This window comes from Streptomyces sp. YKOK-I1 (assembly GCF_054660435.1).
Map to the genome: position 1 here is coordinate 4,935,284 of NZ_BAAGDR010000001.1, position 16,961 is coordinate 4,952,244.

Sequence of the window (16,961 nt, forward strand, 5' to 3'; positions counted from 1 at the left end):
GCGAGGCTGAAGGTCTCGTCCCCCGTCCGTCCCACCGCACCCGAGGATCCACGCCCATGAGCCCCGCCGAAGGCGACCGTGACACCCAGCGCATCCTGATCGTCGACGACGAGCCGGCGGTGCGCGAAGCACTCCAGCGCAGTCTCGCCTTCGAGGGCTACGACACGGAGGTCGCCGTCGACGGCGCCGACGCCCTGGACAAGGCGACGGCCTACCACCCCGACCTGGTCGTCCTCGACATCCAGATGCCCCGCATGGACGGCCTGACGGCCGCGCGCCGCATCCGGGGCGCGGGCGACACGACCCCCATCCTCATGCTCACGGCCCGCGACACGGTCGGCGACCGGGTCACCGGGCTCGACGCGGGCGCCGACGACTACCTGGTCAAGCCGTTCGAACTGGACGAGCTGTTCGCCCGGGTCCGCGCGCTGCTGCGGCGCAGCTCCTACGCGGCGGCGGCCGGCGCGGCCGTCGTGGAGGAGGACGAGGCGCTCACCTTCGCCGATCTGCGCATGGACCTCGCGACCCGCGAGGTCACCCGGGCCGGGCGGCCCGTCGAACTGACCCGCACGGAGTTCACCCTCCTGGAGATGTTCATGGCGCACCCGCGCCAGGTCCTCACGCGTGAGCAGATCCTGAAGGCGGTGTGGGGCTTCGACTTCGAGCCGTCCTCCAACTCCCTGGACGTGTACGTGATGTACCTGCGCCGCAAGACCGAGGCGGCGGGCGAACCGCGGCTCGTGCACACGGTGCGGGGGGTCGGGTACGTCCTCCGACAGGGCGGCGCGGAGTGAACAAGCTGGTACGGCGTTTCCGGACCCTCCCGATCCGGGCCCGCCTCTCGATGCTGGTCGCTGCCGCGGTGGCGTTCGCGGTGGCGGCGGTTTCGGTGACGTGCTGGTTCATCGTGCAGGGGAAACTGTACGAACAGATCAACGCCGATCTGCGGAAGTCCGCAGCGATGGGCCGCCTTGGCGATCAGGCCAACGCTGCGGTCACCAACTGCACCCAGACCACGACGAACAATGGCTTCGGGCCCAACACGTACATGCAGGTGGTCCTGGAGAACGGAACGTCCTGCGTCATGGACTTCTCCGTGGGCCTGGTCAAGGTCACCCAGTCGGACAAGACGGTGGCGAAGAACGGCACCGATGGGGTCTTCCGCAACGGAACGGCCTCCGACGGCGAATCCGTCCGTGTGCTCACCCTGCCCCTCACCCCGAACAGCCCCAACCTGCCCAAGGCATCCGTACTCATCGCCCTCCCTCTGAAGAACACCGAGAAGACCCTCAACGACCTTGCCCTGGTCCTCCTCCTCGTCTCCGGCATCGGAGTCGTCGGCGCCGGCGCCGCCGGCCTGGCCGTAGCCCGTGCCGGACTCCGGCCCGTCGACAAGCTCACCGAGGCCGTCGAACACGTGGCCCGTACGGACGACCTGAGCACCCGCATCCCGGTGGAGGACGACGCCGACGACGAGATCGCCCGTCTCTCCCGTTCCTTCAACTCGATGACCGCCTCCCTCGCCAACTCCCGTGAGCTCCAGCAGCAGCTGATCGCCGACGCCGGGCACGAGCTGCGTACGCCGCTCACCTCCCTCCGGACGAACATCGAGCTCCTCACCCGCAGTGAGGAGACCGGCCGCCCCATCCCGGAGGCCGACCGCAAGGCGCTGCTCGCGAGTGTGAAGGCGCAGATGACGGAGCTGGCGTCACTCATCGGCGACCTCCAGGAGCTGTCCCGCTCGGAGGGCCAGCGCGGCGAACGCGTCCAGGTGGTCGACCTGGAGGACACGGTCCAGGCCGCCCTGCGCAGGGCCCGGCTGCGCGGCCCCGAACTGACGATCAACGCCCACCTGGAACCCTGGTTCACCCGGGCGGAGCCCGCCGCGCTGGAGCGCGCGGTGGTCAACATCCTCGACAACGCGGTGAAGTTCAGCCCCGAGGGCGGCACGATCGACGTCCAGCTGACGAACGGCGTCCTGACCGTCCGCGACCACGGCCCCGGTATCTCCGAGGACGAACTCCCGCACGTCTTCGACCGCTTCTGGCGCTCCCCCAGCGCCCGCGCCCTCCCCGGCTCCGGCCTCGGCCTGTCCATCGTGGCCCGCACGGTCGAGCAGGCCGGCGGTGACGTCACCCTGGCCCGCGCCCACGGCGGCGGCACGGTGGCCACCGTACGGCTGCCGGGCGCGCCGACGTCTCCCCCCGAGGCGCCCGAAGCGCTGTAGCCGACGCCTCGGCCGCCCCCGAGTCGACCGTCAGAGAAATCGCAGCCGTTCGAGCGCCTCGCGGAGGTCGCTGACCCAACGGGCGTAGGCCGGCCGCCGGCCAAGCCTGTCGAAGTCGTGCTCGGGCCGGTGCCGCGGGCCGAACGCGTCGGCGGGGATCGGGCACCGCGCTTCGCACTCCGCAGGACGACGGAGTCTCAGTGGAAGCCGAGCATGCCCGGGGAGTCGATGTCGACCGTGACCACGCCCGGTGGGTAGTTCTGCTCCCGGTCCGTGAGCAGGATCGACATCCCCGTGAACTCGGCGCGCGGCAGCGCACAGTACAGGGCATGGCAGGTGTCCACGCCGCCGTAACCGTCCCGGATCATGGTGCCGACCGTGACCGAGGAGACGGTGTCAAGGGGGTCGACGACCACCGAGGAGTACGAGAGCACTCGGCGCGCAGCCCCCGCGTCCTCCGATTCCGCCTGCATGAGGCAGAGGGCGGGAATCCGGAGAAGGTCCCCCGGAGTGCGGGCCATGTTGCCGGCGAGCAGGTTCAGCGTCTTGTGCCCCTCGGCGAGGGCACGGGTGGCGCCGGTGTCGAGAATGATCACGCGGCGGCACCTCGCGCCGCACGTACCTTCTCGGCGGCGATCCGGTAGATGTTGCCGAGTACATCGGGTGCCCGCTCGAACTCCTCGTCACTGATGTCGACGCCGATCACCTCCCGGGCGACCTGCCGGTCGGCCGCCAGCCTCTCGGCCGTCTGCTCGGCCGTGAGCTGCTGAGCCGCAAGTTCCTCGACAAGCTGCCCCAGAGTCATCCCCCGGTCCTTGGCGACCTGGGCAAGGTGGTCCCGGGCCTGCCGGGACACCTGAATGGTCGTGTGATCCGCCATGGCTCCACCATAGCCACACTGCAGCCGACCTTGTCCGGCCTGGGTTCCCACTTCGCCCGATCGTGTTCCAGCACCCCTCGTCGAAATTTCCATGAGTTCGGCAACCTTTCCGTTCCGTGCGGCGACCTACCCGCGGTCCCACTCCCCGCATGGAACGGAATGTCGTATGAGCGCGCACAGAAGCACGGGCACGGGCACGGGCAAGCCCCGGCACCGCAGGCGCCGGACCGCACTCGCCGCAGGTATTCCCCTCGCCCTGACCGCCGCGGGGACTCTGGCCTACGGCACGGACCTGGGGCTCTTCGGCGCCGACGCGCAGACGAAGGCGTCGGCGGCCGGCGCCGCGCCCGCCTGGGCCACCGCCTCCGCCGACGGTTTCGCCTCCGTGAACGCGCTGGGCCAGAACGGGACCTACGGCGGCCGGGACGGCAAGACCGTCACGGTGAAGACGCTCGCCGATCTGGAGAAGTACGCGACGGCCACCGAGCCGTACGTCATCGTCGTCGCCGCGACCATCAACATGGACCCGGTCGGCAAGGAGATCAAGGTCCAGTCGAACAAGACGATCATCGGATCCGGGACGTCCGGGCAGATCGTCGGCGGCGGCTTCTTCCTCGGCCAGGGCGTCCACAACGTGATCATCCGGAACCTGACGATCCGGGACGCGTACCAGGGCGTCTGGAACGACAAGGAGCACGACTACGACGGCATCCAGATGGACGGCGCCCACCATGTGTGGATCGACCACAACGACATCCGGCACATGGCCGACGGGCTCATCGACAGCCGCAAGGACACGACCTATCTGACGGTCTCCTGGAACAAGCTCAGCCAGGAGAACAAGGCCTTCGGCATCGGCTGGACCGACAACGTCACCGCGGACATCACCATCCACCACAACTGGATCCGCGAGACCGAGCAGCGCAACCCCTCCACGGACAACGTCGCCCACGCGCACCTCTACAACAACTTCCTGGAGGACGTGGCGGGCACGGAGATCAAGTCGTCGTACGGCAACTACGCGCGCGGCAGGACCAACATGGTCCTGGAGAACTCGTACTTCCAGGGCCTGACCAACCCCGTCGTCCGCGACACCACCGCCACCCTGGTCCAGCGCGGCAACGTGTTCTCCGGGACCACCGGCAAGAACGAGAGCGGCGGCTCGGGCACGGCCTGGGACCCGAAGAAGTACTACGCGTACACCCTGGACAAGGCGGCCGACGTCCCCTCGCTCCTCAAGTCGGGCGTCGGCCCCCGCAGCAGCCTCGGGACGTCCGCCGGCACGAGCACGGACACCACCAAGGCGGCCACGACGACGATCACCGTCGCCGCCGACGGCACCGGCCAGTACAAGACGGTCCAGGCCGCCGTGGACGCCGTACCCGCGAACAACACCGCTCGGGTCGTCATCTCCGTGAAGCCGGGGACGTACCGCGAGGTCGTGAAGGTCCCCGCGAACAAGCCGCACGTCACCATCCAGGGCAGCGGCGGCAGCCGCAAGGACACCACGATCGTCTACGGCAACGCGGCGGGCATGACCAAGCCCGACGGGTCGGGGACGTACGGCACCCCGGGCAGCGCGACCGTGTCCGTCCTCTCGGACGACTCCCAGGTCCGCAACCTCACCGTCACCAACGACTTCGACGAGTCCAAGCACCAGGACATCGCGAACCAGGCGGTGGCGCTGCTGACGCAGGCCGACCGGATCGTGCTCGACGGAGTCATCGTCAACGGCGACCAGGACACCCTGGAGATGGAGACCGCCGCCAAGGACAAGCTCGGCCGCGTCTACATCAGCAACTCCTACATCACCGGCAACGTCGACTTCATCTTCGGCCGTGCCACGGCGGTCGTCGACAAGTCCGTCATCACGCTGAAGAAGCGCTGGAACGGCACGAGCGCCGGCTATGTCACCGCCCCCAGCACCCCGGCGGGCCGCAAGGGCATCCTGATCAACCGCTCGACGATCAACGGGGACGTCGGCGCCGCCTCCTTCTTCCTCGGCCGCAACTGGCACCCGGGCGGCGACACGACCGTCGACCCGCAGACCACGGTCCGCGACAGCTCACTCAGCGCGGCGGTCAAGTCGACCCCCTGGTCCGACATGGGCGGCTTCTCCTGGAAGGACGACCGCTTCGCCGAGTACAAGAACACCGGCGCCGGCGCGGGGGCCGCGAGCAGCAACCGCCCGCAGCTGACCGACGCCCAGGCCGCCGCCCAGGAGGTCGCGGACTGGCTCGGCGACTGGACGCCGTCGGCCTCCTGATCCCAGCCCAGCCACACCCCTCTGCCAGCTCAGCCACAGCCCTCCGCCCCACCGTGAAGGAATGGTGAATCAAACGGTGAGGGGAACGGAAACGGGCACCACGACGCACGCGGCGGGCAGGATCCTGCTCGCCGACGACGACGCGGACATAAGGGAAGGCATCGGCAGACTGCTCAGGTTCGAGGGATACGAGACCGTCCTCGCCGGCGACGGACGGCTCGCCCTCGACCTGATCGCGGCCCCCGGCAGCACACCCGACCTGGTCCTGATGGACGTCACCATGCCGGGCCTCGACGGCCTGGCCGCCACCCGCCGCATCCGCGCCTCAGGCTCCACGGTCCCGATCCTGATGATCACCGGCCGGAACGCGGTCGGCGACCGTATCGTCGCCCTGGACAACGGCGCCGACGACTACCTGATGAAACCCTTCGCCGTCGAGGAACTCCTGGCCCGGGTCCGCGCCCTGCTGCGCCGCGCCACCCGCCGCACACCCCCGCCCCCGCCGCCCTCGGCCCCGGACACCCTCACGTTCCTCGACGTCGTCATGAACCACTCCACCCGTACGGTCACCCGGGCCGGCCACGCCGTCGACCTCACCCGCACGGAGTACACGCTCCTCGAGTACCTCCTGCGCCACCCCGCGAAGGTCCTCAGCCGCGCCCAGATCCTCCACGACGTCTGGGGCTTCGACTTCGAGCCCACCTCCAACACCCTCGACGTCTACGTCATGTACCTCCGCCGGAAACTGGAGAACCACGGCCGCCCCCGTCTGATCCAGACGGTGCGGGGGCTGGGGTACATGCTCCGGGAGGGCTGAGCCGCCCTGGTTCCGGTTCCTACAGCCGCAGGACCAGGGTGTCCTCCGCCCAGTGCTGCCTCGCGGCGGGGGCGGTGGACCAGGGTTCGGTGAGGCGGGTGTAGGCCGGGCAGGTCCTCATCAGCGTGTCATGGGTGCCTGCGGCCAGGAGCCGGCCCCCGTCGATGAGGAGGACGCGGTCGGCCTCGGCGGCGAGGCTGAGGTCATGGGTGATCATGATCGTCGTACGGCCGGACATCAGCCGCCGCAGGGGCTGGACGATCTGGCGGGCGGCCACCGAGTCGAGGCCGGCGGTGGGTTCGTCGAGGACGAGGACCGGGGCCGCGCGGAGCATGGCGCGGGCGATGGCGATCCGCTGGAGCTGACCGCCGGAGAGGGCGGCGGTGCCGGGGGCGATGGGGGTGGCGTAGCCCTCGGGCAGGGCGCTGATGAAGTCGTGGGCCGCCGCCGCCCGGGCCGCGTCCTCGATCTCCCGGTCGCTCGCGCCCGGCCGGCCGCAGGCGATGTTCTCGTGGATCGTGCCGTTGAGGACGAGGGTCTGCTGGGGCAGCAGGGCCACGTTCTCGCGCAGGAACTCCAGCGGTACGTCGGTGAGGGGGACTCCGTCCAGGGTGATCACGCCCGCGTCGGGGTCGTAGAAACGGGTGAGGAGCTTGGCGAGGGTGGACTTGCCTGCTCCGCTCGCGCCCGTGACCAGGATCAGTTCGCCGGGGGAGGCGGTGAGCGTCAGGTCCGTGAGGGAGGGGCGCGGGGTGTCGGGGTAGGTGAAGCCGACGCCGTGGAAGCCGATGTGGCCGTGGACCGGCCAGGTGGGGACGGGGGCGGCCGGGTCCGCCACGGCCGGGCGGGCGTCCAGGATCTCGGCGATGCGGTCCGCGCCCGCCGTGGCCGCGGTGACCGTCAGACCGAGCTGGCCGAGGCTGCGGACCGGTGGGTAGAGGTAGCCGATGAAGGCGGCGAAGGCGAGGAGGGTGCCGAGGGTCATCCGGCCGGCGGAGATCTCCCAGACGCCCAGGCCGATCACCGCGAGGACACAGAGGGTCTCGACGACCTCGACGAACTGCTCGTACATCTCGCTCAGCCGCGCTCCGCGCACGCTCGCCCGCATCCAGGCGCGTGCCTCGCGGTCCAGGCGGCGCTCCTCGTCGGCGCGGCGGTTGTACGCCTGGGTCAGCACGACGTTGCCGAGGGACTCCTCCACCACCGAGGTGATCGCGCCGTCCGCGACCCGTTCGTCGCGCGACGCCTGCTTGATGCGGCCGGAGAAGCGGCGGGCGGCCAGCAGGAAGAGAGGGGCGAGCAGGAAGGTGGCCAGGGCCAGGTCCCAGCGCAGATACAGCGCGGCGGCCGAGTAGAAGACGGCGGAGAAGGCCGCGGAGACCGTGCCCACCACGCCCGAGACCACCAGCTGTTCGATCGCCTCCACGTCTCCGGTCAGGCGTTCCACCAGGTCGCCCTGGCGGTGCCGCTGGAAGAAGTGCGGTGGCAGGCCCTGGACATGGGCGAACGTCCGTGCGCGCAGGCGCAGCACGAACCGCTCGGCGGTCCAGGTGGCGAGCGAGTTGCCCAGGTAGCCGACGAGCGCGCCCAGCACGGCGACGCCCAGCCAGGCGCCGGCGGGCCCCCAGAACGCGGAGAGCGAGCCCTCCTTCAGGGCGTTGTCGGTGAGCTGGGCGAACAGCAGGATGGCGGCGGTCTCGGCGAGCGCGGAGACCACCACGCAGGCCACGATCACCAGCATCCAGCCGCGGTCGCCGCGGGTCAGCGGCCAGAAGCGGCGGAAGGCCTCGCGGGCTTCCCTCATCGTCGGTTCCTTCCGTGCATGGCCGAGGCGGGGCCACCGGGAGGTGGCCCCGCCTCGTGGCGTTGCGTCAGCCCTGGTGCGAGACCGGGCGGCGCTTCGGCGCGGGCTGGGCGGCGGCCTTCTTCTTCGCGGCGCCCTTGCAGTCCTTCTTCGCGGCCTTGGCGGGCTTGGAGGTCTTCGCGATCGGGGCGATCTTGTGGAAGCTCATGGGAATTACCTCTCGCTTTAACAGGTGCTGATTACGTGGTTTTTATTTGTCGCGGGTTTGCAACAGTTTCTGCTGCAACCTGGTTCCGCTCAGTTCTTATGGGAGACGGGGCGGCGCTGCTGAGCCGGCTTCGGCGCCTCCTTCTTCTTGGCGGCGGGCTTCGGCGCGGGGGCAGAAGCGGTCTTACGGGCCTTCTTGACCGGGGTGATCTTGCGGAAGCTCATGGCGTTCTCCATTCACGGTGTTCGCGATCTTCGCTTTTGCGTCGTTCGCTCTCGACGTGGAAAACACTACGGGACACCCGGAGCGGAAAAAGCCGATTCCGCTGAGACCTCAATGAATTACGGCTGAGACAAGTTTTCAGGCGGATACGGGAACCCAACGGGGACTCACACAGGTTTTAAACACAGGTCCCGGAACACGACGAGGCCGCCGCGTCGATGACGCGACGGCCTCGTGAGGGACGAGCCGTGGGCTACTGCACGATCGTGATCCGGTTCGCCACCGGCGGCGCGATCGGGCTGGTCGCCGAGGAGTTGGCGGTCAGGTACTGCTCGAGGGCCGCGAGGTCGTCCGTGCCGACGAGGTCGCCCGTGCCCTGGCCGAGGGTGGTGAAGCCGTCGCCGCCGCCCGCGAGGAAGCTGTTGGTGGCGATGCGGTAGGTGGCCGCCGGGTCGACGGCCGCGCCGTTCAGCCGGATGGAGTCGGTGACGACCCGGTCGGCGCCGGTCTTCGTCAGATCCAGCGTGTACGTCAGGTTCGCGGACGGCTGGAGGATCTTCGGCGCGCTCGCGTTGGTCCCGCTGACCTGCTCCTTGAGGACCTGGATCAGCTGGGCACCGGTGAAGTCCTGGAGGTTCACGGTGTTGGAGAACGGCTGGACCGTGAAGCCCTCGGCGTACGTCACCACACCGTCGCCCTCGCTGCCCTTGGCCGCGTAGGTGAGACCGGCCCGGACACCGCCCGGGTTCATCAGCGCGAGGTCGGTCTCGGGGTCGAGGCCCTTGCCGTACGCCAGCTGCGCGTCCGCGATCAGGTCACCCATCGGGGACTCGGTGCCCGTGTTGGGCACGTCGGCCGAGATGTAGCCGATGGCGCGGTTGCCGATCGGGGCGGCGAGCGTGTTCCACTTGCCGATCAGCTCGGTCATGTCCGGCGCCTTGGCGACGGTCCGGGTGACCACGTGGTTCGCCGACGTCGGCGACTTCACCGCCGTGCGCGCGATGTCGCCGGTGAAGCGGTCGTACGTCAGCGTGGTGTCCGTGTAGAGACGGCCGAAGGACGCGGCCGAGGTGACCATGCGCGGGTTGCCCGCCGGGTCCGGGATCGTGCAGACGTACGCGGCGTGGGTGTGGCCCGTCACCAGCGCGTCCACCGACGGGGAGATGTTCTTCGCGATGTCCACGATCGGGCCGGAGATACCGGCACCGGCGCCCGCGGAGTCGCAGTTGTAGTTGTACGCGCCCGACGCCGGCAGTCCGCCCTCGTGGATCAGCGCCACGATCGACTTCACGCCCTGGCGCTGGAGCACCTTGGCGTACTTGTTGATCGTCTCGACCTCGTCCTTGAACTTCAGGCCCTTGACGCCCTCGGCGGAGACCACGCCCGGGGTGTCCTCCAGGGTCACCCCGATGAAGCCGATCTTGACGTCCTTCTTCTTCCACACCCAGTACGGCGCGAGGACCGGCTTGCCGGTCTTCTCGTTCAGCACGTTGGCCGCCAGGTACGGGAAGTCGGCGCCCTTGAACTTCTTGTCCGTGTAGCAGCCGGCCGTCGGGTGACAGCCGCCGTACTGCAGACGGGCCAGTTCCTTCGCGCCCTCGTCGAACTCGTGGTTGCCGACGGAGGTGACGTCCAGGTCCAGCTTGTTGAGCGCCTCGATGGTGGGCTCGTCGTGGAACAGACCCGAGATCAGCGGGGACGCGCCGACCATGTCACCGCCGGCCGCGGTGATGGAGTACGCGTTGTTCTTGCGGGCCTCGCGCAGATGGGTGGCGAGGTACTCGACACCGCCCGCGTCGATGGTCTTCGTCGTGCCGTCCGCCTGAAGCTCCGTCACCCGGCCGGACGAGCCCGACGGGGGTTCCAGGTTGCCGTGCAGATCGTTGAACGACAGCAGCTGCACATCCTGGTAGCGGCTGGGCAGCGGCTTGCCGTGGTGCGCGTCGTGGGCGTCCGCCGGAAGAGCCGCGGCCAGCGCACCCGTGGTGGCGAGCGTGGCGGCGGCCGCGAGCAGACGGTACGTACGACGTCTGCGGCCCGGGTCCGGCTGGGAAGTGGCTGGCATGCGCCCCCCTGTGAATCGGCTGAGGTAGGTGGCCCCGTCCGGCGCAGCCTAAGGTCAACGCGCGTAGCGCGACAGGGGGTTCCGGGTTACATCCTGGTTTCCCTTTGCCCTCCCCTTTGCCCCCATTTTGCGGCGCCCGCCCCTTACCCTCGTACGCATGACCAGCGACGACATCGCACGGCCCCACGGCTCCCGATCCATCGAGACCCTCATCGAGCTCTCCCCCGAACAGACCGATGCCGTCCTCGACCTGCTCGCGGAGGCCCTCCACACGGACGGGCAGCAGGCGGTGTCCGAGCAGGGCCGGCTGCAACTGCGCGGGGGCCCCCGCGACGGCGTCTCCCATCTGGTCCTCACCGTCGGCGGCGAACTCGTCGGCTACGCCCAGCTGGAGGACACCGACCCGATCGAGGCCCCGGCCGCCGAACTGGTCGTCCACCCCTCCCACCGCGGCCACGGCCACGGCCGCGCCCTCGGTGCCGCGCTGCTCGCCGCCTCCGGCAAGCGGCTGCGGGTGTGGGCCCACGGCGGCCACTCCGCCGCCCGCCATCTCGCCCAGGTCCTCGGGCTGACCCTGTTCCGCGAACTGCGCCAGCTGCGGCGGCCGTTGACCGGCCTCTCGCTGCCCGACCCGGTGCTGCCCGAGGGGGTCACCGTCCGCACCTTCGAGCCCGGCCGGGACGACGCGGCCTGGCTCGCCGTCAACTCCGTGTCCTTCGCCCACCACCCCGAGCAGGGATCCCTGGTCCAGCGCGACCTCGACGACCGCAAGGCCCAGCCCTGGTTCGACCCCGCCGGCTTCTTCCTCGCCTTCCGGGGCGAGGAACTCATCGGCTTCCACTGGACCAAGGTCCACGCCGAGGAACAGCTCGGCGAGGTGTACGTCCTCGGCATCGCCCCCGGCGCCCAGGGCGGCGGCCTCGGCAAGTCCCTCACCACGATCGGCCTGCGACACCTCGCGGACCAGGGCCTGCCCACGGCGATGCTCTACGTCGACGCCGACAACAAGGCGGCGGTGGCGGTGTACGAGGGCCTGGGCTTCACCACCCACGAGACGGACCTGATGTACCGGACCGAGACGTGACGGGCGATCAGGAAGAGTCCGTGCGGGCGGCCATCGGCGCCGAGCTGTCGCTGCTCGATCCCGGGGTGCGCGCTTCCGGCGAGCGGGTGCTCGCGCTGCTGGACCCCGAGTTCGAGGAGATCGGGGCCTCCGGGCGCCGGTGGGACGTGAAGACGATCCTCGCCGCGACCGGTGACGGCGAGGTCTCCGCCGAGGCTCCGGTCGAGGTCGGTGAGATGACCGGGACCCTTCTCGCTCCGGGTCTCGTCCATCTCACCTACTTCTCCGACCGCCGGGGCCGCCGGGTCCGGCGCAGCTCCCTGTGGCGCCTCACCGAGACGGGCTGGCGGATGTACTTCCACCAGGGGACCCCGGCCGCCTGAACGCCGGCCCCGGGCCGAGGGGTTCTCGGGTCCACAGGGCGCATATCGCCAGCGTCACTCCCAGGACAGCCGCCCATCGCAGCTGTGCCGGCTCCCACCAGGGGTCGGACGGTGTGGCCAGCAGGCCCCAGCGGTCGGGGGTCAGGACAGCCACCGCGGATGCCGTGACCAGGGATATCGCCGTGCTCCTGCCCACCTGGGGGGAGTCCGTGAAATGGACGGCGAGCGTGGCGAGGGCCAGGGCGGCCGCGGTCGTCGCCGCCGCCTGGAGCGTGACCGGGAGGAGCGGGGGCCGGGTCGGTGACGGGACGAGGAGGAGAGCCGTCGTCCACCACAGGGCGGTCAGCGGGAGCGCCATCGCCAGGCGCAGGACCGTCCGCAGCGGGCGGGCGACCGGAGTGGTCGCACTGGTGTTGCGCGCCGGGTCGTCCAGGAGGAAGGCCAGGCCCAGGGCGCCGGAGAGTGCCGTGAGGCGCAGGACGAACAGGCCCGGCTCGGTGCCCGGGGCGTGGTCGGGGAGGCGGGTGCTCGCCGCCAGCAGCAGACCCACCGCGCCGGCGATCGTCAGGGCCCGCCGGGGCAGGGTGCGCCAGACCGGCACCAGCAACCCGCGGAGCAGGGCCGCCGTGTCTCTCCTCCCGTCCACCGTCGCCCCGACGGCCTCCGCTCCCTTGATCTCCGTCCCCTTGGCCTCCGTCCTCCTGATCTCCGTCCCCTTGGCCTCCGGTCCGTTGTTCTGCACTCCCCCGGGCTCCTCTACTCCTCGCATGTGTTCGCCTCCTTCGGTACCGGGACGCCCAGCAGCTTCGCGGCCTGGGCCGTCGTCGTCGACGCGGACGTCAGCTCCGTCCAGTGGTTCTTGACCCGTTCGGTGATCTCGGCCCGCGGGCGGTCCAGGAGCTCCCGGACGACCGTCGTCTGATCCGCCCCCAGGGAGAACCCGCTGGTGGGGGCGAGGATCACCGCGGAACCCTGGTCGCTGTCGTCGAGCCGGACGTCACGGAAGGTGGCCAGCGGGGTGGGGTCTGCGCCCAGGGCCAGCCACATGATCGACACCGCGCGGGCGTCGCCGCAGAGTTCCCCGCTCGTCGCGTCCTCCGTGCCGGCCACGAGGACGGAGGCGACACCGACCGCGAACTCGGGGACCCGGTTGCCACCCCAGTGCGTGCCGACCGTGACCTCGCCGGGCGTGGACAGGGCGACGAGGGAGCTGTCCTGCTCCACACCGCCGCTGAGGTCGATGCGCTGGCGGATCGTCAGCGGCCTCGTCGCGGCCGTGCCGCCCGCCTGGGAACGCACCCTCCGGACCACACCGGCCCAGTCGTCCCGTACGCCGTTCCACTCGGGGAAGGAGCAGTACGTCGAGCCGTCGAACCTGGTGCAGGACTGCACCTTCAGCGGGGTCTCGGACGCCACCTTGCGGGCCGCCTCCAGGGCCGCCGTGTCCCGGGGCGCCTGGCCGACCACTCCGGCCGCGGTGGTCGCCAGCGCGAGGACCGCGGCCGCCTTGACGGCGCGGGTGCGACCGCCGGACAGGAGCAGGGCCGCACAGACCACCAGGGCGCACAGACCGAGCAGGTAGACGGCGTGCCAGGCGGCAGGGCGGCCGAGCAGGTCGGAGGGGACCGGGTCGCCGCTGGGCAGGGAGTCCAGGGAGACCGGGCTGAGCCACTGCCAGGCCCAGCCCTTGCCCTGGTCGGCGAGGTTGGCGGCGACGACCAGGGCCAGGTAGAAGACGATGACGAACAGGAGGGGCGCGAAGGTCAAGGGCAGCAGACGGGCCAGCAGCACACCCACGACCCCGGCCAGCAGGACCGTCAGGGGCCCCACCGCGAGTTCGCCGAGCGAGCCTTGTCCGATCGCGCCCGGCTTGAGCGCCTCCCGCGTGTACTGCGCGAGGACGAGGAGCGCGGTGAGCGCCGCGAAGGGCACCACGGACAGGATGTGGGCGAGGGTGCGCCGCCACGGGTCCATGGCCAGGACGTCGAGCTGATGGACCGTGCCGTGCTTGCGGGAACGCAGCGCGGCCGCGTTCCCGCAGACGAGCACGGCGAGCGCGAACAGCGGGGAGACCCCCTGGGTCTGCCGGTCCACCATGTTGAGGATCGGGTAGTCGTCCATGCCCTCCTGCCGCACCATCTGCACGCCGACGAGGACGAGGCAGAGGGCGAAGAAGAAGAGGATCTGGATCTGCGTCAGCAGCTCGCGCGCCTCGAAGCGGGCCAGAGCGAGGACCGCGCGGGAGCGGCCGCGCTCGCCGGGCTGCCCGGAACCGATGGCGGCGGGCGCCTCGTCGAGCGGCGCGGCCGGGGGGCCGGCCGGAGTGACCGGGGCATCGGGGGCGGCGGGAGTGGGGCTCATGCCGTCACCTCCGCGCTCTGCCCGTCCAGGGCCAGCAGATAGCCGTCCTCGAGGGTGGGTTCGAGCAGATCGGCACCGGCGGGCGGGTCGCCGATGTTGCGGAAGGTGCCCATCCCGGTGCGCCAGCCCGCCAGCGCGTCCGGGGCGCGTTCCGCGCTGCTCCAGACCCGGCCCGCCGCGCGGGCGGTCAGCTCGGCGGGGGTGCCCTCGAAGCGGACCCGGCCCCCGGCGAGGACGACGACCCGGTGGCAGAGCATCGCCACGTCCTCCGTCTGGTGCGTGGACAGCAGGACCGTACGGCCCTCGCCGGCCTGGGCGATCAGGTCCCGGAAGCGCATCCGCTGCTCGGGGTCCAGGCCGACGGTCGGCTCGTCCAGGACGAGAAGACCGGGGTCGCCGACCAGCGCGGCGGCCAGGGCCACCCGCTGGCGCATCCCGCCGGAGAGCCGCTTGAGCCGCTTGCCGCGCACATCGGAGAGGTCGACGGCGTCCAGGACGCGGCGCACCTCGCGGTGCCGGGCCCCCCGGTCGGTCAGCTCCTTGAGGATCGCGACGTAGTCGACGAACTCGAAGGCCGTGAAGTCCGGGTGGAAGCCGGGGGTCTGGGGCAGATAGCCGAGCTCGCGCCGCAGGGCGAGGCGGCCGGCGGCGGTGCGGGGGTCGTGGCCGAGGGCGGTGAACCGGCCGTCGTCGGCCGGTACGGCCGTGGCCAGCACCCGCAGCAGGGTGGTCTTCCCGGCGCCGTTGGGACCGAGCAGCCCGGTGACACCGCGCGTCAGCCGGAGGGAGACGCCGTCGAGGGCACGGGTGCCGCCGAACCGCAGGGCCAGCCCGTCGGCCCGCAGTGTGGGCTCGGTGAGGGGATCGATGGTCACGCGGGGCTCCTGAAAGTCCTGGAAGAGAGTCCTGGAAGGGGGAGGGGAAGACGGGAGGAATACGGGGAGGCGGGGGCAGGGCGGTCCGGGCTCATGCCGGGCCCCCGTCCGCGAAGCCGCGCAGCGGGCGGACGTCGAAGCGGTCCCGGGCCTGGTAGAGCAGCAGGGCGGCGACGACCGTCACCCCGGCAGCGGCGGACTGGCCGGCCGCGGTGAAGGGGGCGAGGGTGCCGGCGGTGTGCGGCTGGTTCTGCAGCACGACCAGCAGGGACAGCCAGGCGCCGCCGACCAGGGCGGGCGCGAGGACCGGGCCCAGCCGGGCGGAGAGGGCCAGACCCGTGGTGGTGAGGGCGAGGGCGGGCAGCAGCCAGGCCAGGGCCGTCAGTCCGTACCCCGGCAGGGCGAGGGTCGCCAGGCCGTTGAGCGCGAGTCCTGTGATGAGGACCGCGACCGTGCGGATCATCAGCAGACGGAAGCCGTGCAGTGGGGCGACGACCGCCATCTCGTACGTCGGGTCCAGGCCGGGGCCGTAGGACAGCGCGACGCCGGCCAGCGGGAGCAGCGGGGCGAGCGCGAGGAACAGCCCCGGCAGGTCCGCGACCCGTACCGCCAGCACCGTCATGACCAGCAGGGACAGCACCGACAGCAGCCAGGAGCGGCGCAGCACCGGCGTCGCCGTCAGCAGCCGCGCGGTGTGGTCGGCCACGCCGATCCGCACCAGGAGCCGCTCGGTCAGGCTCGGCCGGGGCGCGTCCAGTTCGGCGTCCAGCCGCTCCCAGGCGGTGTCCAGTGCCACGGGGTCGGCGCCGGCCGCGAGCCGGGCCCGGCACTCCGCGCACCGGGTGAGGTGCGTGTCGGTGGACCACAGCAGGGGTGGCGCCAGCTCGCCGAGGGCGTAGGCCCGCAGATCGTCCTCCGCCACATGCCATGTCATGCCTGTGCCTCCCTCGGTCATGCCTGTGCCTCCCTCGGCTGGTGCCGGTCGGCACCGTCGTCCGAGCGGTCGTACGAGCTGTCGTGCACGCGGTCGTGCACGCGGTCGGACGAGCCCTCGTGCGAGCTGTCGTGCGAGCCCTTGTGCGAGCTGTCGGACGCGCCGCCGTACCAGCCGTCGGACGCGCCTCCGTGCGAGCGGTCGTCCCGGCCGTCCGCGATCCGTCTCATGCCAGCGCCTCCCGCAGTTGCTTGCGGGCGCGCAGGGCCCGCGTCTTGACCGTGCCGGGCGGGATGCCGAGCAGAACCGCGGCCTCCCTGGTGGTGAGCCCGTCGATGACGGTCGCCTGGAGGACGGCCCGCAGCTCCGGTGAGAGGCGGGTGAGGGCCCCGGCGAGGTCCCCGTGCTCCACCCCCGCGAGCACGCGTTCCTCCGCCGAGACCTCGTCGCGGTGGCGCAGGCGCGACAGGGCCTGGCGCAAGCGGCCGCGCGCGCCGTCACCGCGCAGGGCGTCGACCAGCCGGCGCGCGGCGATGCGCCACAGCCAGCCCGCCACGTCGCCCTCCTCGCGATAGCGGGCACTGCCCCGCCACACCGCGAGGAACGTCTCCTGCACGACGTCGTCGACTATCCCGGCGTCGGCGCAGCGGCCGCGCATCCGCGCGGTCAGCCACGGCGCGAACCGCCGGTACAGCTCCTCGAAGGCGTGACGGTCCGCGTCTGCCGCGATGGCCCGCAGCAGCTCCCCGTCGCTTCTCGTTTCGCTCACAACCCCTCATCGGTCCGGCCCCGCCGATCGGTTCACGATCCGGCCCAGGAATTTTCCTCGAGCGGTATCGACCCGGGGTCCACCCCC

General features: G+C 71.2%; 18 protein-coding genes. 6 read left to right on the forward strand and 12 right to left on the reverse strand.

All coding sequences use genetic code 11. The features are described 5' to 3' along the window. Nucleotides 1–56: 56 nt before the first annotated feature. Both ACYQ8Q_RS21735 and ACYQ8Q_RS21740 read left to right on the forward strand, forming a co-directional pair. Nucleotides 57–794 (forward strand): response regulator transcription factor, encoded by a 738-nt coding sequence (locus tag ACYQ8Q_RS21735; RefSeq protein WP_460067211.1) that lies wholly within the window; start codon nucleotides 57–59, stop codon nucleotides 792–794. Then, nucleotides 791–2,227 carry a HAMP domain-containing sensor histidine kinase gene (locus ACYQ8Q_RS21740; RefSeq protein ID WP_460067214.1) on the forward strand — a complete coding sequence of 479 codons (1,437 nt, stop codon included), beginning with the start codon at nucleotides 791–793 and terminating at the stop codon, nucleotides 2,225–2,227. The genes ACYQ8Q_RS21735 and ACYQ8Q_RS21740 overlap by 4 nt, the downstream gene beginning before the upstream one ends. Before the next feature lie 197 nt (nucleotides 2,228–2,424). On the opposite strand, the gene ACYQ8Q_RS21745 is transcribed toward ACYQ8Q_RS21740, so the two are convergent. Together ACYQ8Q_RS21745 and ACYQ8Q_RS21750 are read right to left on the reverse strand one after the other, a co-directional pair. Then, on the reverse strand, nucleotides 2,425–2,823 hold the full coding sequence (locus ACYQ8Q_RS21745) for a PIN domain-containing protein (RefSeq protein ID WP_460067216.1): 399 nt from the start codon (nucleotides 2,821–2,823) through the stop codon (nucleotides 2,425–2,427). After that, complete coding sequence (locus tag ACYQ8Q_RS21750; RefSeq protein WP_460067218.1) at nucleotides 2,820–3,107, reverse strand: hypothetical protein; 288 nt, start codon at nucleotides 3,105–3,107, stop codon at nucleotides 2,820–2,822. The genes ACYQ8Q_RS21745 and ACYQ8Q_RS21750 overlap by 4 nt, the downstream gene beginning before the upstream one ends. 166 nt (nucleotides 3,108–3,273) lie before the next feature. On the opposite strand from ACYQ8Q_RS21750, the gene ACYQ8Q_RS21755 reads away from it, so the two are divergent. Next, entirely contained in the window at nucleotides 3,274–5,373 is a 2,100-nt protein-coding gene (locus tag ACYQ8Q_RS21755; protein WP_460067220.1) for a pectinesterase family protein, read from the forward strand. A gap of 61 nt (nucleotides 5,374–5,434) precedes the next feature. Next, entirely contained in the window at nucleotides 5,435–6,190 is a 756-nt protein-coding gene (locus ACYQ8Q_RS21760) for a response regulator transcription factor (RefSeq protein ID WP_460067221.1), read from the forward strand. A gap of 19 nt (nucleotides 6,191–6,209) precedes the next feature. On the opposite strand, the gene ACYQ8Q_RS21765 is transcribed toward ACYQ8Q_RS21760, so the two are convergent. The 4 genes from ACYQ8Q_RS21765 to ACYQ8Q_RS21780 form a co-directional block, all read right to left on the reverse strand. Then, nucleotides 6,210–7,994 carry an ABC transporter ATP-binding protein gene (locus ACYQ8Q_RS21765; protein WP_460067223.1) on the reverse strand — a complete coding sequence of 595 codons (1,785 nt, stop codon included), beginning with the start codon at nucleotides 7,992–7,994 and terminating at the stop codon, nucleotides 6,210–6,212. Between the two features lie 67 nt (nucleotides 7,995–8,061). Then, nucleotides 8,062–8,202 (reverse strand): hypothetical protein, encoded by a 141-nt coding sequence (locus tag ACYQ8Q_RS21770; RefSeq protein WP_460067225.1) that lies wholly within the window; start codon nucleotides 8,200–8,202, stop codon nucleotides 8,062–8,064. A gap of 89 nt (nucleotides 8,203–8,291) precedes the next feature. Further along, nucleotides 8,292–8,426 carry a hypothetical protein gene (locus tag ACYQ8Q_RS21775; RefSeq protein WP_460067226.1) on the reverse strand — a complete coding sequence of 45 codons (135 nt, stop codon included), beginning with the start codon at nucleotides 8,424–8,426 and terminating at the stop codon, nucleotides 8,292–8,294. 251 nt (nucleotides 8,427–8,677) lie between these two features. Next, nucleotides 8,678–10,489 carry a bifunctional metallophosphatase/5'-nucleotidase gene (locus ACYQ8Q_RS21780; RefSeq protein ID WP_460067227.1) on the reverse strand — a complete coding sequence of 604 codons (1,812 nt, stop codon included), beginning with the start codon at nucleotides 10,487–10,489 and terminating at the stop codon, nucleotides 8,678–8,680. A 157-nt stretch (nucleotides 10,490–10,646) separates the two neighbouring features. Between ACYQ8Q_RS21780 and mshD the strand changes: the two genes are divergently transcribed. Both mshD and ACYQ8Q_RS21790 read left to right on the forward strand, forming a co-directional pair. After that, nucleotides 10,647–11,573: a mycothiol synthase gene (mshD, locus tag ACYQ8Q_RS21785; protein WP_460067229.1), complete on the forward strand. Its 927-nt coding sequence runs from the start codon at nucleotides 10,647–10,649 to the stop codon at nucleotides 11,571–11,573. Continuing rightward, complete coding sequence (locus ACYQ8Q_RS21790; protein WP_460067231.1) at nucleotides 11,570–11,935, forward strand: nuclear transport factor 2 family protein; 366 nt, start codon at nucleotides 11,570–11,572, stop codon at nucleotides 11,933–11,935. The genes mshD and ACYQ8Q_RS21790 overlap by 4 nt, the downstream gene beginning before the upstream one ends. Here the strand turns inward: ACYQ8Q_RS21790 and ACYQ8Q_RS21795 are convergent. The 6 genes from ACYQ8Q_RS21795 to ACYQ8Q_RS21820 form a co-directional block, all read right to left on the reverse strand. Next, entirely contained in the window at nucleotides 11,883–12,704 is an 822-nt protein-coding gene (locus tag ACYQ8Q_RS21795) for an ABC transporter (protein ID WP_460073774.1), read from the reverse strand. The two genes, ACYQ8Q_RS21790 and ACYQ8Q_RS21795, sit on opposite strands and share 53 nt — an antisense overlap. After that, nucleotides 12,692–14,296, reverse strand: coding sequence for an ABC transporter permease (locus ACYQ8Q_RS21800; RefSeq protein ID WP_460067233.1), 1,605 nt, complete (start codon nucleotides 14,294–14,296; stop codon nucleotides 12,692–12,694). Before ACYQ8Q_RS21800 ends, ACYQ8Q_RS21795 begins: the two co-directional genes overlap by 13 nt. Beyond that, nucleotides 14,293–15,171, reverse strand: coding sequence for an ABC transporter ATP-binding protein (locus ACYQ8Q_RS21805; RefSeq protein ID WP_460067235.1), 879 nt, complete (start codon nucleotides 15,169–15,171; stop codon nucleotides 14,293–14,295). Before ACYQ8Q_RS21805 ends, ACYQ8Q_RS21800 begins: the two co-directional genes overlap by 4 nt. A gap of 91 nt (nucleotides 15,172–15,262) precedes the next feature. Further along, nucleotides 15,263–16,105: an anti-sigma factor family protein gene (locus tag ACYQ8Q_RS21810; protein WP_460067237.1), complete on the reverse strand. Its 843-nt coding sequence runs from the start codon at nucleotides 16,103–16,105 to the stop codon at nucleotides 15,263–15,265. Nucleotides 16,106–16,122: 17 nt separating this feature from the next. Further along, complete coding sequence (locus ACYQ8Q_RS21815; protein ID WP_460067238.1) at nucleotides 16,123–16,335, reverse strand: hypothetical protein; 213 nt, start codon at nucleotides 16,333–16,335, stop codon at nucleotides 16,123–16,125. Next, nucleotides 16,332–16,874: an RNA polymerase sigma factor gene (locus ACYQ8Q_RS21820; RefSeq protein WP_059203033.1), complete on the reverse strand. Its 543-nt coding sequence runs from the start codon at nucleotides 16,872–16,874 to the stop codon at nucleotides 16,332–16,334. Before ACYQ8Q_RS21820 ends, ACYQ8Q_RS21815 begins: the two co-directional genes overlap by 4 nt. Nucleotides 16,875–16,961 lie beyond the last annotated feature (87 nt).